We start from the raw sequence: 14,095 nt of genomic DNA on the forward strand, positions 1-14,095 counted from the left end.
CGCTGACAAAGTTCGTATAAAAATAGTTGTTTTACTAACTATATTCAAAAATCTTGATAAAGTGCTTTTTGCTAGGATTCTAATCAAGCGCATTCACAACTTCCCTGATCTGTATTCTAAATTCTTCTTCCTGCAAAATTGCCAATTCAAATGCATTCATGCTCATCTGCAGTTGAACATTCTCAAAAGCGGACAAATTGTTTAGAAAGTAGCTCAGATGAATTTTATTTCCTTCCATATCGGTTGCGTACAACGCCTTTGTCAATAATGAGGCAGTCGAACCCCCTTTGGATCCTGAATGCTTAAGCCACTCTTGATTAAGTGGGTTTTCCATGACAAATTCTAAAATCGGATCAAGGTGTTGATGCACTTCCTTAGGCAAAATTGATTTGGAATTGAGTTTTTCCATTAATTGCCTATATTCCTTTGCAGTAGAAGCAGGCAAGCGATCAGACCATACTTTCTGAACCACTAAACCGAAGTCGTTAAGACTATCATTTTTAAAAGTGCCCGCTTTAAGCTTTTTATGGATTTCCCTACAGGCATTTCGATACTCTCTATTACTTAAATCTTTAATGCTTTTAATAGCCTCAATATTACTTTTTTCAGGAAACAGATAGTCTCTTATAAAAAGAGAGGAAACCAAGTAGTAAATGGAATCATGTTTTTCTATACCTAAAAGCTCAATTCGGCTATTGATATTTTCTAACCCCAATAAATCAATCAAGTATTCGGTATTAGCGTTAGAGCTATACTTGATCATACCTTTCGATATTTCTGACAATGATACTATGCTATCTTTTTCTAGTTCCAGATTGTTAAGCCATGCTTTATGAGCCCCGCCATCTGTCGCTGGATAATGATACTTCTCCAAGTCTGAAACTGAGCACTTTTGATCGGGATTCAATTTTCCCTCCGCAACTTGATAGGCATATTCTATTGCAATGATTATTTTCACAGTGCTGGCAAGCGGCAGCATTTTAGTTTCATTATACTCTGCCAGCACCTTTTCGTTTTGACTTAAACTGATTGCTATTCTTTCAGGGTTTTCTCTAATAAAATCTACAATTCTCTTTTTATCAGGCTTTACCATAAAATATGCTACTCCAAAGCCTGCAGCAAGGATTAAAATAATAGCACTAACAATTATTACTGTTTTTTTAAACATATTCTTTTACTTTTCAGATGTTTCTAATTCTCTTTCAATTTTTTCAATGTCATGGACTACTGGCATCAAGTCCTTTGCAATCGCTTTCATATTTAGTTTGTAGATATAAAAATAAAGCGCAGTTAAAAAAATAATATAAACAAGGTGACCGTAAATATTTTCAGACAGCAAGCCCCGAAGAAAGCTATTTTCCCATTGAACATCACGGTGAAAATAGGCACTTGAAATCATAAGGAGTAAACCCGTATAAGGAGGCAACAAATACCAGTATAAAACACTTTTCAGAAGTTTTACCTCTTCCTCTACATATCTTTTTTGTTTATTCAATTGATGTTTTAGTGTTGCATTGGTACCAAAATCAGTCTTTAAACCTCTTGTCTTTTTAAGTTTATAGATCACGTATAAGAACCAAACCGCCATCAGGAGAACCCCTGATTTAAAGAGATAATAAGGCACTTCAAAAAAAAGGTAAAGGGCGATGGGCAAAAGCAAAATGGCCAATCCTATCTCCAACTGATTCCTTTTTCTAATACTCTTATCCAACTGATTTGCTTTTCTTTTCAATTCATTAGCCAAATCATCATAGTTGAGGTTCAACTGAATATTTCGACTTGATCCCTTCCAAATGTTTATTAAATTTTGATCATTCATAATGTTCTAATTTAGGTGTAAGACAAGCATGCAAAATTTCACGAATTCGCTTCATTTTAACCGCCACATAGTTCTCACTAATCCCAATAGTTTCACTGATTTCTCTGTATGATAATTCTTCTAAAAAGAGCACAATTACTGCTTGATCAGCTTTATTTAGTTGATTGATGCAAGCCTGCAAGGCTTCATATCTGCTATTTTCATCTTGAAAATTTGAGTCACCAAGCTCCTCAACTTTTATAGCATCAAGACTAGTAATCTTATCGCTTGACTTTTTATGTTTCAAGATAGATTTATAGCATACATTGAGTGCGATCCTGTAAATCCAAGTACTTACTTTGGAAGTCCCTTTAAAAGATGGGGAAGATTTCCATATTTGATAAACTACCTCCTGAAACAAATCTTCTGATTCAAAGGAATCGGTAGAATATAGTTTGCAAACTCTGTAGATGCTATGCTTATTTTTTTCAATGATGTCTACATATTTCTTTTCTGTCATTAATCTATCGTTATCAAAAGTCCTCTTTTGGGTTTCTACTTAGTTGGTTCCCGATTGTCGAAAAATATGACAAAAAATATTAATTATTTTGAAAAAAAATTCTCGAGAAGGTTTAATGTGCCGTAAATTGGGCTATCCTGCTCAGGGAAAATTGTAAGATTTTATTCTCCCTCCAGGGAAAGGTGGTAATTCAACATGATGCTGTATTATCTTTGTTTCTTCTAGGGTAATTTTCTGATTGAACCCTTAATTTGATTGTATTGCCTTATAAAAAATAATCTGCTCTGCTAATTCATGACGAGTAGTATCTTGATCCTGATCGTAAAAATCATAGTACAAATCAATTTGATGCCTCCCCTTTTCTAGCTCCGATATATCTACTATGGATAACAATCCATCTTGTCCTGTTTCCGATCTACGTTGATATATAAAATCGTCTTCTAACAATTGTCCATCTAAAGCAATTCCATAAAATTCTTCTAAGCATTTGGCCTTTAATGAATCAATATTTATACCGTCTGCGCCTCTTAAATTTTCATAATCGCAGGAAGTTAATATCAATTCTTGTTCATATTTAGTAGTGTGTACAACAAATAATTCTATGTAAGACTGATCATAAACATAACTGTCAATATGCATATAACCTGAGAAAGATCCGTCATTTACTTTATCTCTGTAATTACCTTCATCCAATCTATATTGTGAATCACCTTTTGGGACTAAAGCGATTGTTCTGCCAAGGACAAAATCTCGGGACTGAAGCCCTCTCACAGCAAAAAAAGAAAATACAAAAAACACAATTATAGTTAAGCTAACTTTCCATTTCTTATGATTGCTAATTAGGCCGTAATAAATATTTCGGTATAAAAACGATAATGTTATCCATCCAGTAAACCGATATAATGGATAGAATATCCTATTGAAATACGGAATTCTTTTAAAGATCCCCAAGGTCACCAAATCTAAAAGCATTATAAAAATTGCAAGACTAAAAAAACTATCCAAGAAGGATATGCTAAAATCATTAGAGCCTACAAGAAGTCGTGTAATTTCAATACCACATATGATTAAGAGTAAAAAAAATACCAAACCCAAAAGCCACATAAAAATTAAGAAACTAATCGCAAATAAAGTGCTGCAAATTTTTTCCAGCTTAATAATATGTTGAGTATAATTACTTCCTGCTTTTATGTGGTTCTGAAATCTCTTTGGATAATTCAATCTTTCAAAATTGACCCCCTTTGGATAAACATAGCTCAGCCCTACAAATGCTGCCCATACGCTTCGGAACAATAAATGAACTACAAAACCCAGAATAAGGATTATATTAGCATATTTCAAAATACTACTCAAGCTATCATTAGCAGTTGTACCTGAAAAAATTAAAGCAGAATTATATTCTAAAAAGTAATTAAATTCATCTATCAGCGGATAAATCTTAAATAATCCAAACAACACAATACCAGATATTAGTATTTCAGGCTCCCAGCTACCTTCTTGAACTCTTTTTAACCAGGCAGGTGTTTGATATGCATCTTTACTTTTCTCTTTGTTACTCATTTTTCCTAGGTTCATTTCTATTATCCATATCGGCTGTAATCATCCATTTCCCCTCTTCTTTCCGTAAAGTCAGAATAAATTTACCAATAGCAGGCCAGCTTTCATGCACTTTATAACCACCAATGATATAGCCAGTTGATCCATCTATTGAATAATCGTATGCTTCTAACTCTAATTTTCCTCCTGCATTTTGGTAGGCTTCTTCAATATTGGATCTACCTTTGGTGATGGGCTTATTGGGCCTTAAAATGTAACCATCCTCAATAAAAAGGTTAGCTAGTTGAGTTGCATTAGAATTTTGCCAATGTGTCTCATAATCGCGAAGTACTCGCTCTAATTCTTTGGGTAAGTCAATTGTTTTAGGATTTTCTTGTGCAGCTGCATTGCTCAATGCCACTGATAGATTTAATAAACCCAAAAACAATAAGCACTTTAAGTTTGATAGTTTTTCCATATCTACCGATATCTTATCCTAAAAATAAATTTAATGATAAGGAATCACAACTTTTAGAACGGGTATTTACTAGTCAATTAATCTATGCATTCATTTGCGAGGAGCTCAATTTATTTATTGAAGTAGTTTCGAATGCAGTGTCTTTTCCTTTTACAATTGATCAATCAATACTTATTAAAATACACTTTAACCGCTTAAAAACATATTTTCAATAAAGAATATAATACATTTTCTAATTATTGATTATATTAAAAGATTATAGTGGCAATTCTCAAACAGAGGGCATATGAAAACCAATGATATTACCACCATACTCAATCAATTAGATTCCTCTAATCCGAAAGTCAGTGAGGAATTGTATTCCATTTTATACAAAGAATTAAAAATTACAGCTAAATCAGTTCGTAATCGGTGGAATGGAAACGATACGCTCAACACCACTGCCCTTGTGCATGAAACATTCTTGAAAATTGTACCTGAGGATACAAGCTGGCAAAATAGATGTCACTTCTTTTTTATAGCGGGTAAAGCCATGCGGCAAATCCTTTGCAACTACGCAGAGAAGAAAAATGCTCAAAAACGTAAAGCTTCTCAAGCAACACTAGACGTAGAGGATTTCAAGGATATAATACCGTTAAATGATAGAACGATAATCGAAATCCTATGTCTTGAGAACCTTCTAAAACGCCTAGAATCGGAAGATGCCTTATACGGACAAGTAATTGAGTGCAGGTTTTACGGGGATATGACGATTAAAGAAACTGCAGAAATTCTTAAGATTTCTGAGGCCACAGTTAAACGCAAATGGAATTTTGCCAGAGCTTTTTTATTCAAAGAGATTAAAGCAGCATCGTGATATGACAGATTTAGAGAAAGCAGAGCAACTATTTGACCAAGCTGTCAAACTACCACAAGAAGAGCGTGAAGAATATCTTAATAAGACTTGTGGAAAGGACGTTGATACAAAACAAATCGTGATGGGAATGATTAAAAATTTCGATGAAGCATCACGGTATTTCAAGAGCTTAAAGTTATCCTGGTCCGATGATTTTGATTACACTGATTCCCAATTAGGGTCTTATAAAATTCAAAGGCTAATTGGAGCAGGTGGCATGGGGAAGGTATATCTTGGAGCAAGAAATGATGGTCTTTACGAACAAGAGGTAGCTGTAAAAATCCTGAAAGTAAATTCACAGTACTCAGCTCCAATTGATAATCGCGAACAACAAATATTAGCGGATCTTGACCACCCAGGCATAGCCAAGATCTTTAATGCTGGTAAAACTGACAGCAATCAAACTTACTTGGTAATGGAGTTGGTGGAAGGAATACCAATTGAAAAGTATGTTGAAAGTGAAAAATTAGGCTTCAAAGAAATTGGTCAGTTGATGTTACAAATTGGTAAAGCCGTTCAACATGCCCATCAAAACAGAGTGATTCACAGAGATCTTAAACCCTCCAATATTCTAATAAACAAAGGTGGAATCCCCAAACTACTGGACTTTGGAATATCAGTCTTGGATCATCATTTAGAACAAGAAAATTTCCAACATATTATCACCCCAAACTATTGTGCACCAGAACAAATTGAAGGCAGCAAACATATAAATGTCACTACAGATGTGTACTTGCTGGGTGTATTATTTTACAAGCTCATAACTGCTAAAACGCCTTTTGAACTAAATAGCTTAAATTACGAAGAAAGAAAAGAAAAGATAAAAAACACACCTCCTCCTTCAATAACAACAAGCATAAATAAGAATAGCTTATTAATTAAGGACTTTGATAAAATTATAGCAAGGGCATTAAGTAAAAAACAAAAAAATAGGTATCAGTCAGTTGATGCCATGATGAACGAAATAGAAGCAGCCCTCAATGTTTTTCCCTTAAGGGAAAGTAAAAATAATCGAACTACTTTATTTCAAAAATTTATTAAAAGAAATAAAGTTCCAGTAGCCATTTCTACTATCGCTATTGTATTAATCGGTATACTATCGGGAATATATATTTCTAATCTTAAGCAAGCACAACTCACTGCTGAAGCTAAAGAACAAAAAGCACAGGAAACTTTGGCTTTTCTGCTGGATCTTTTCAAACAAAATGATCCCACGGTGAACCTTGGTGACTCCATGAGTATTGGTGTTTTGCTAGGAGAAGGACTGAAGAATGCCGTGCAAATCAAGAACCCTAGTACAAGAGCTGCCGTCTTTGCGACCCTTGGGCAAGTTAACATATCGCTAGGTAATTATGAAAAAGGAGAATCACTTCTCAATGATGCCATTAGCCTGTATAAAGAGTTGGAGAATGATCAGGCGATAGGTGAAGTACTGTTCAAAAAGGGGTTGCTAAAAAAGAGAACTGCTGACAATACGGAAGCTCTGGAACTTTTTTCGAGGGCTTTGGAGCTTACAGATGATCGCAAAGAACAAATTAAGTTGAAAATTCACCAGGCTGAAATTTTCGCTATTTTCAACATTGATTCTGCTAAAATTTTAGCTACTAGCGCCTTGAATGATATGAAGGAAGCTGAGCTTGACCGTAAGGAAGAGATACTTAACTTATTTAATATTACGGAGATTGGTCTCGGACACCTTGACAAAGTGCAGACAGATAGCGTGATGAATTATAAAATCACTTTGGTGGATGAGTTTCGGTCATCTTACCCTGAGGAAAAACTTATACTTGCCCGTTTTTATAGCAACTTATCTTTAAACTATCGATGGGCAAATAAATATGATTCAGCCTTAAAATACTCAGACTTGAATTTAGATTTACTGAATACAGTCTACGGTAAGGACAATATTAATACGGCAAGCGGATTACTACTGATGGCAGAAACTCAAGGCTGGAGTGGCAATTCCGACAGCGCTGAGTATTACGCACTTCGCTCATTAAATGTTAAAGAAAGTCTTTTAGGCAAAAATCATCCAAGTCAAATAGATGAGCTGGGCTTGATAGCCAACAGTAAGATTCGAGATGGAAGTTTTGAGGGTGGAGAAGAAATTCTCAGTCAGGCTTATGAACTTAGTAGGAATACCTATGGTCTCTATAATCAGATCACTGGGGACCGTCTGTTTGCTCTTCTACAACATTATAATCGCATGGGAAAATTCGAAAAAAGCGTAACCCTTTATCCTGATCTGATTAAAGTTGACTCCACCACCTACGGCATGACTTCAAATACTGCGACCACCTATCTTGATTATGCTTGGGCACTGCGTAGTTTGGATAGCACTCAAAAAGCATTGAAGCAATCTTATAGAGCAAGGAGCATTTATGAGAAAGATATAGGAAAGGATCATTATTTATATGGTATGGCTTTGTTTAACATAGGCGAGTACGGAATGGAATCTATGCCCGAGAAGGCTTTATTATACTTCGATTCGGCAGTAAATATTCTGAAAAAGAAAATGCCTGAAAATCACCCGAGGGTAGGTAACTATCAGCATACCTATGCAGAAGTGCTTAGTGATCATCATAATGACAGCCTATCAAATGTACACTACGTAGAATCGATTAATAATTATAACATTAACTACGCAGAAGATGAACCTGATCGGGTAGCTACCTTTCAAATAAATTATGCGAAACGTTTGCTCGATCAAAATATGAAGGACTCAGCACAGGCTGTTCTCATGACGGCTTCAAGGCTAATTGAAGAAACGGAACAAAATCAGATCAAAAATGAAATAGCTGTGCTTTTAAAATCAATCTAGTTTTAGGCTTTGGGTGTTTCAATCTGCAAAACAATGATAATCATCTATAAAAATAATCTTCCAAATTAAGGCAGCAGCATTACTTCGTTGGAAAGCGCTAGCAAAAGTCTCATCTCTAAGAGTTTTAAATGACACAAAAGGTTAATATAAAAATAGGTTTTAGAACGAGAAAATAGGCCCATTTTCATCATAGCCTTCGCGACAAGATCGGTCATACTTCACTACCTTATCGGGTTGACCATCACCATCTAAATCGTGGACCTTTTTGGATAAATTTCCTGCTAAATCATAAAAATAGACAACCTCCTCTTCATTTACCCCATCGTTATTTTCATCAGCATAAGTACTCTGTAGTCTACCATTTTTAGATTTTGTACCAGAAACTCGATCAACTGTACCATCAGCATTAAGATCTACCTCTGTAAATTCATGTTTCCCTTTTATACGCTTAACTAACTCAATTTTATCCCATTCCTTATCACCATTTAAGTCGTAGTACACCTTATTTCTGAAATTATTCTCATCGTATTCGTAGGCAATAATTTGATCCCATTTGCCATCTGCGCTGGTATCCTTCTTTTCCTTAATCCTTAGATAAGATTTATCAGGATGCTGATCAAAAACAGTTCTTTCATCTATAGTGCCGTCAGCATCATAATCCCACTCTTCTGCTATGATGCTACCATTTTGATCTCTTTTGAAATGCTGAATTTTATTAACTTTCCCATCGCTATCGGTATCCCACTCCTTTCTAATAAGAATCCTTGCGTCTATTGAATCCACTATATTTCTTAACTCCCAAACTGTCTGACCATTATATTCAACAATTTCCTCATGAGCCATAAACGCATCTCCTTTATACAGCATGGTGTGCACACTATCCCATGTTCCATCTCCGTCAGTATCCCACTTCGTCCCGACAGCACGACCGCTTTTGTTATAATTCGGGCTGACCATTCTGTCAATTTTTCCATCAGCATTATCATCGAATTTGGAAAAGTAAGCGCTATAATCTTCCACCTTCTCATAGTAGACTAGAGCGTTGTATATGCCATCTGCATTAGCATCAATTTTCATCACACATTCATGGACTTTTGCTGGCAAATCATCTGGTTTATAATTCTTTAATTTATCCCAATCTTCAGGCTCATCTAATTTCAGCCAGGCATCTTTCCCTTTGATCATCGCATCTCTAAACACTACGGCCTTTAACTGGCTATTATCATAATTAAAAACAAGTGTTAGTTTAGACTTCCCGGAGGGAACATCGAAAGTAGCCTCCTCTCCCACTGCGATCCCTTCCTTATAGATGGTCTCTTCACCAGTTAAGTTATGCTTCAAAATGATTCGAGAAAGTGGCTGCTTTGTGCCATTAATAAATCTAAATGGCACTTTCTCCACCTCCTTTTCACCAGCTGCTTGAGCCACTTTTTCAAGAAAAGATTGTGCACTAACAACCGAGGTGCTAAACAAATAGAATAAAACTGTCAGAATTAAGGCATAAATACTTTTCATAAGTAAAATATAGTTTTTGATGTATAAGGAGTGGAGTCTCGTACTTTTCAAAGCTATTTTGTGATTGGTGAAATCCTTAAATTTTAATACCGATAGTACAAAACACCACTCTTTTAGTTCTTTATGCTCAAACTTAATCTACCGCATATTTCTTGATAACATCATCATCCAATTCAAAGATTGACTCTCCATCCTCAGTGAGGAACAAGTGGTAATCTTTATATACTTGGTTTTTAGTTTCTCCACCGCTAGTTGTGGTAAAGGTTCCGCTTTGGTCATTCAATATATAGCCCTTCACAGCCCATTTTTCCAAATCGATACCAATAATCCCTCTCGCTCCTTCAAAGCCTTCTGTTTTATAGATAAAGAAGGTATCTCCTCTGTAATCGTAGTTAAAAAAATAGTCAGGAAGCTCCATTTTATTTTTGACTGCAAATGTTGCAGGGTCATGAGCGACAAGCCACCTCATTCCATAGGCCACCATTAAGTCATTATTGTATAAACGAATATCACCAGGGCTTTTAAAAGGTAGATTCAAAGGAATTTCTTTCCCACTATTGATTTCAAAAGCTTGCACATCCTCAGGCCAGAGACGCACATAAATACGACCATTCGTAGGGATTATTTCGGAATACCGTGTCGACTTCAGCTTCAATTCATATAATTTTTCGCCACTTGTAGCATCAAAAGCCAACAATACAGGTCGCGATATAAATCCGGTTGTATTTCCCTTGATAAATAATACTCCCTCAGCACCGAAATATCGATCCACATTTATTTTTTCGGTTTCTGATTTCCAGATCTCTTCCCCTGTATCCAGATTGTATTTTCGCAATGTAAGCTGATCTTGCTTCATAGAATTGTTTAATACCTCAGGGTAGAAAGCATAAACGTGGTTATCAAAGATCAAATCTTCTTGTTTACTTCTGTTACCCACTGTTAGGTCTATTCCGGTTAAGAAAGACAGCGCCTTCAAGCCTAATTCCGAATCAAAACGATCTTCATCAATATTTTGCCAAATGAGTTCTCCTGTATTTTTGTCGTATACATTAAGAACTATGCCCATCATGATAATTTTATCATTGTGAATAATAGGAAAATGATCTCCATTGGTATAAAATTCACTTTGATTCATCAACTTTCCGCTTTTGAGGTCGATAAGTATTATCTCATCTCTTACAAGCCCGCTTTCGGAAGCATTGAGAATAGCATTACCAGTGCTATTGGACCTAATGGCTGCTTCTGCAATTTGGTTACCTAAAGATTCATCTTCAGTGCCATAAAATAGAGCCACCCTCTCTTCTGGGAAAATATCTGCATTGTGTAATGATCCGATGCTTTCTGTTGAAAGCTTCCAAATAGTTTCTCCTGTTGCAGGATTTAAGGAGTAAAGATTCTTTAGGTCACTTAGATACATTTCATCCCTCTCTTGATAATATCTAAAACTTATATTAGTTCTACTACCCGTCTTCCAAACATTACCAGTGAATTCAGGCCTGTTCCAAATTTGTTCTCCATTGTCTATATTAATAGCATGAAAACCATTATCTGTAGATAATAGGAAAGCATTATGTGTGGGCAGAAAAGACACTATTGTCTCCCAGTCTCCACCGAAGTTCTCAGCGTTTAAAGTAAATTTCACTTTACCTGAAGGTACATCAAGGGCTGAAAGCGAAGCTTTGGAACCCGAAAACAGATCGCTAACTCCCTTGAAAACCAATAAGGTATTATGATCCCATGACCAATAAGCTCCTTTGTAGCTTCCTTCCCCTTCTGCTAGATCATTCTTTTTTCTTTCCCAAAGTGCTGCTCCTGTTTTACCATCTATAGCAAATGCAAGAGCTGACCCAAATCCCTTTGGTTCTTCTTCAAAACCAATTAGGTAGGAACCATCTGCTTTCATCGAAGCTGTAGCACTGGCACTTTCAGGCATTGTTTTTTCATACACTTTTCGAAACGTCACTTCCTGAGATTTACAACCGACAAAAAATAATAAACTGACAATCAATATATTAGCTGGTAGATTATTCTTTTTCATGTTTCCTATATTAAAGTTTTTTTTTTATAGATAGCTTATATTACCAACACACAATTTTGTGCTGAAATGGTCCAAGAAATTTATATGTTTTAATGACACCTGAAAATTAAAAACAAGGAGCATTGCATGCTCCTTGCTATTTCCATGCTCCATTTAATTACTGCAATGGCGGACAAGCCCCGCTTGTGAATACCGGCCCACTCACATTATTAGAGAATTCATTCGTTGTTTGATAATCAGAATTTATTATAACCTCATCGTTTACAAAAATACCGTACTTTGCCCCATTAGAAATGGTAGAATTGGTTATGGTAAATTGAGAATTACAAAGTTCGATATTGGCATTATCTGGATCTGAACCATCTCCCGCATAAGAGACCTCTACATAATCAAAGGTACCTCTTGATGTGCCTCTATATTGAATGCCAAACCAGTTGCCTGGCTGTTGAGTTTCCGCTGTAAAAATGATAGGATTATCTGCTGTCCCTATCGCATCAAAGGTTACATTATCAACCCATATATAAGCCATATCAAGCTCGAAAACTGCTCCTGCCTCTATTTCAACATCACTATTGACAATAAGGCTTCCATCAACCAAATAATTATATGCTGGCCATGTGCCATCGTTGCTAGTACGAGTCCCGTTCATTAGTATTCTATCATCTCCATTATTACTGAAAGTTAAGTTACTAGCAACATTTACTAAATCCTTAGGGGTAAGATATAAGCCGTTTGAAGTATTATCCGAAAATTCGACATTAGACAAGTTCAGTATATTTTCACCATTAGAATTCGCTTGAACACCATAGCCCTCGTTATTACTTAGTTTAGAATTGGTTAAGTTGAAAGTTCCGTTTGTAGAAGTATAGATCGCTGCGGTACCTTGTAAAGTCGTTTCTCTTCCAGATGAAGAAATTTTCACATAGTCTAAAATGCTATTGGTATTATCACGAAAAATTAAACCTTGCCAAAAAGCTTTTTCATCAGTTTTTCCTATAAAGACAATTGTATCAGTAGATGTACCCTCTGCAATCAATCTACCTCCATTTTCCATTTCAAGATGCGTATCTGCATCAGCCTCCATTCTTACACCTGACTCAAAAGTTAGAATCGCTCGAACAGATTCTGTTCCTTCAAGATAGGCATCAGGTACATCAGGATCATCACAAAGATTTGGAATAGTTGTTTCCTCGGTAATTGTTGCATTTATGACTGTTGGAATAAAAATATTAAGCTCCACTGTATCATATACAGGATCCCAAATCCCATCGCTTACTTCAAGCGCCAAGAAATACTGCCCTGCTTCATCGGTTGTAAATTCAGGGCTAGCTGAAGTTTCAGCTGTGATACTTGAATTTGCATTTGAAGGCCCTTCTGCAACACTCCAACTATACGTAATAGCATCTCCATCAGGATCGGAAGAAGCAGAACCATCTGGCAGTACTATCCTGCCAGGTATACTACACTTATTTTCTCCAGCATCAGCAGCCGGTGGTGCACCTGGATAAGTAGCACTGATCAGTATTTCATCAGTAACAGGATCTGAATAGCCATCCGTTACACTCAATGTAATCAGAAAATCTCCCTGTTCATCTGGTGTAAAAGTGGCCGTTGCCTGATCTGCATTGGTTATAGTAGCAGTACTTGCATCAGGTGCATTTGTAATAGTCCAACTGTAGGTAAGTTCATGCCCATCAGGATCACTCGAAGTCGTGGCATCCAAAGTTTGTTCATCATCAACAAATACCTCTAAATCCTCTCCAGCTACAGCTGTAGGGACTTCATTCGTTGCGGTGATCGTAACTTGATCTGTAACAGGTCCCGTCTTGCTATCTGTAACCGTTAGTAATACGACATAATCTCCTACAACATCAGGTGTAAAGGAAGCCATGTCCTGATCATCGTTGCTAATCGCTACTGAACTTTCTGAAGGAGTACTTTCAAAGGTCCAGCTAAAACTTAAGTCATCATTATCCGGATCAGAACTTCCCGAACCATCCAGCATCACTTCATTTCCCACGATCACCTCAATATCTTCGCCACCGATTGTAGCCATAGGGGGATTTGAGAGAACAGTGACAAGGAGATTATCTGTGGCTGAATTTTCACCATCATCTATAACAGTTAAACTAATTTCGTATTCTCCATCCACATCTGGAGTAAATGTTGTCTGAGTATTGGTAGGTTCATCAACATCGGCACTGCTGCCAGCAGGAGCATTGACAATTGCCCACGCATAGCTAAGTTCAGCATTTTCAGGATCAGTTGAACCTGAGCCATCAAGTGTTGCTGCTTCACCTAAAGCTATCGATATGTCATCTCCTGCATCAGAAGAAGGTGCTTCATTAACTTCCTCATCTTTTTTACAATTCGTTAAAGCGAAAGTTATGCTAAGGCAAATAAGTAGTTGTATAGTTCGAATAGTTGCTTTCATAATATAAGGTTTACGTTTAAATAAATATATTCTTACTCTTTTTTAAACAGTACAGAAAAC

10 protein-coding genes are annotated in these 14,095 nt (G+C 36.3%); 2 read left to right on the top strand and 8 right to left on the bottom strand.

All coding sequences use genetic code 11. From position 1 onward, the window contains the following. Positions 1-79: 79 nt before the first annotated feature. The 5 genes from B9Y84_RS11530 to B9Y84_RS11550 form a co-directional block, all read right to left on the bottom strand. A complete protein-coding gene (locus B9Y84_RS11530; protein WP_085517377.1) occupies positions 80-1,168 on the bottom strand; it encodes a serine hydrolase in 1,089 nt (362 codons plus the stop codon). Between the two features lie 6 nt (positions 1,169-1,174). Next, complete coding sequence (locus tag B9Y84_RS11535; RefSeq protein ID WP_085517379.1) at positions 1,175-1,819, bottom strand: hypothetical protein; 645 nt, start codon at positions 1,817-1,819, stop codon at positions 1,175-1,177. Then, positions 1,812-2,318, bottom strand: a complete 507-nt coding sequence (locus B9Y84_RS11540; protein WP_085517381.1) for an RNA polymerase sigma factor — start codon at positions 2,316-2,318, stop codon at positions 1,812-1,814. The genes B9Y84_RS11535 and B9Y84_RS11540 overlap by 8 nt, the downstream gene beginning before the upstream one ends. Before the next feature lie 246 nt (positions 2,319-2,564). Beyond that, entirely contained in the window at positions 2,565-3,878 is a 1,314-nt protein-coding gene (locus tag B9Y84_RS11545; RefSeq protein WP_139828013.1) for a hypothetical protein, read from the bottom strand. Continuing rightward, positions 3,871-4,332 (bottom strand): YybH family protein, encoded by a 462-nt coding sequence (locus B9Y84_RS11550; protein ID WP_085517385.1) that lies wholly within the window; start codon positions 4,330-4,332, stop codon positions 3,871-3,873. The genes B9Y84_RS11545 and B9Y84_RS11550 overlap by 8 nt, the downstream gene beginning before the upstream one ends. Positions 4,333-4,618: 286 nt before the next feature. On the opposite strand from B9Y84_RS11550, the gene B9Y84_RS11555 reads away from it, so the two are divergent. Both B9Y84_RS11555 and B9Y84_RS11560 read left to right on the top strand, forming a co-directional pair. Next, on the top strand, positions 4,619-5,188 hold the full coding sequence (locus tag B9Y84_RS11555) for an ECF-type sigma factor (RefSeq protein WP_085517387.1): 570 nt from the start codon (positions 4,619-4,621) through the stop codon (positions 5,186-5,188). A 1-nt stretch (position 5,189) separates the two neighbouring features. Then, a complete protein-coding gene (locus tag B9Y84_RS11560; RefSeq protein WP_085517389.1) occupies positions 5,190-8,048 on the top strand; it encodes a serine/threonine-protein kinase in 2,859 nt (952 codons plus the stop codon). A gap of 159 nt (positions 8,049-8,207) precedes the next feature. Here the strand turns inward: B9Y84_RS11560 and B9Y84_RS11565 are convergent, their stop codons facing one another. The 3 genes from B9Y84_RS11565 to B9Y84_RS11575 form a co-directional block, all read right to left on the bottom strand. Further along, positions 8,208-9,563, bottom strand: coding sequence for a hypothetical protein (locus tag B9Y84_RS11565; RefSeq protein WP_085517390.1), 1,356 nt, complete (start codon positions 9,561-9,563; stop codon positions 8,208-8,210). A gap of 133 nt (positions 9,564-9,696) precedes the next feature. Further along, positions 9,697-11,601, bottom strand: coding sequence for an outer membrane protein assembly factor BamB family protein (locus tag B9Y84_RS11570; RefSeq protein WP_085517392.1), 1,905 nt, complete (start codon positions 11,599-11,601; stop codon positions 9,697-9,699). 157 nt (positions 11,602-11,758) lie between these two features. Next, complete coding sequence (locus tag B9Y84_RS11575) at positions 11,759-14,035, bottom strand: right-handed parallel beta-helix repeat-containing protein (protein ID WP_085517394.1); 2,277 nt, start codon at positions 14,033-14,035, stop codon at positions 11,759-11,761. Positions 14,036-14,095 lie beyond the last annotated feature (60 nt).

Origin of the sequence: Marivirga sericea (assembly GCF_900177665.1) — a bacterium.
Classification (GTDB): domain Bacteria; phylum Bacteroidota; class Bacteroidia; order Cytophagales; family Cyclobacteriaceae; genus Marivirga; species Marivirga sericea.

Excerpts from the sequence above, each read along its gene's own strand:
- B9Y84_RS11530 (WP_085517377.1), bottom strand. The coding sequence starts at position 1,168 with ATGTTTAAAAAAACAGTAATAATTGTTAGTGCTATTATTTTAATCCTT.
- B9Y84_RS11535 (WP_085517379.1), bottom strand. The coding sequence starts at position 1,819 with ATGAATGATCAAAATTTAATAAACATTTGGAAGGGATCAAGTCGAAAT.
- B9Y84_RS11540 (WP_085517381.1), bottom strand. The coding sequence starts at position 2,318 with ATGACAGAAAAGAAATATGTAGACATCATTGAAAAAAATAAGCATAGC.
- B9Y84_RS11545 (WP_139828013.1), bottom strand. The coding sequence starts at position 3,878 with ATGAGTAACAAAGAGAAAAGTAAAGATGCATATCAAACACCTGCCTGG.
- B9Y84_RS11550 (WP_085517385.1), bottom strand. The coding sequence starts at position 4,332 with ATGGAAAAACTATCAAACTTAAAGTGCTTATTGTTTTTGGGTTTATTA.
- B9Y84_RS11555 (WP_085517387.1), top strand. The coding sequence starts at position 4,619 with ATGAAAACCAATGATATTACCACCATACTCAATCAATTAGATTCCTCT.
- B9Y84_RS11560 (WP_085517389.1), top strand. The coding sequence starts at position 5,190 with ATGACAGATTTAGAGAAAGCAGAGCAACTATTTGACCAAGCTGTCAAA.
- B9Y84_RS11565 (WP_085517390.1), bottom strand. The coding sequence starts at position 9,563 with ATGAAAAGTATTTATGCCTTAATTCTGACAGTTTTATTCTATTTGTTT.
- B9Y84_RS11570 (WP_085517392.1), bottom strand. The coding sequence starts at position 11,601 with ATGAAAAAGAATAATCTACCAGCTAATATATTGATTGTCAGTTTATTA.
- B9Y84_RS11575 (WP_085517394.1), bottom strand. The coding sequence starts at position 14,035 with ATGAAAGCAACTATTCGAACTATACAACTACTTATTTGCCTTAGCATA.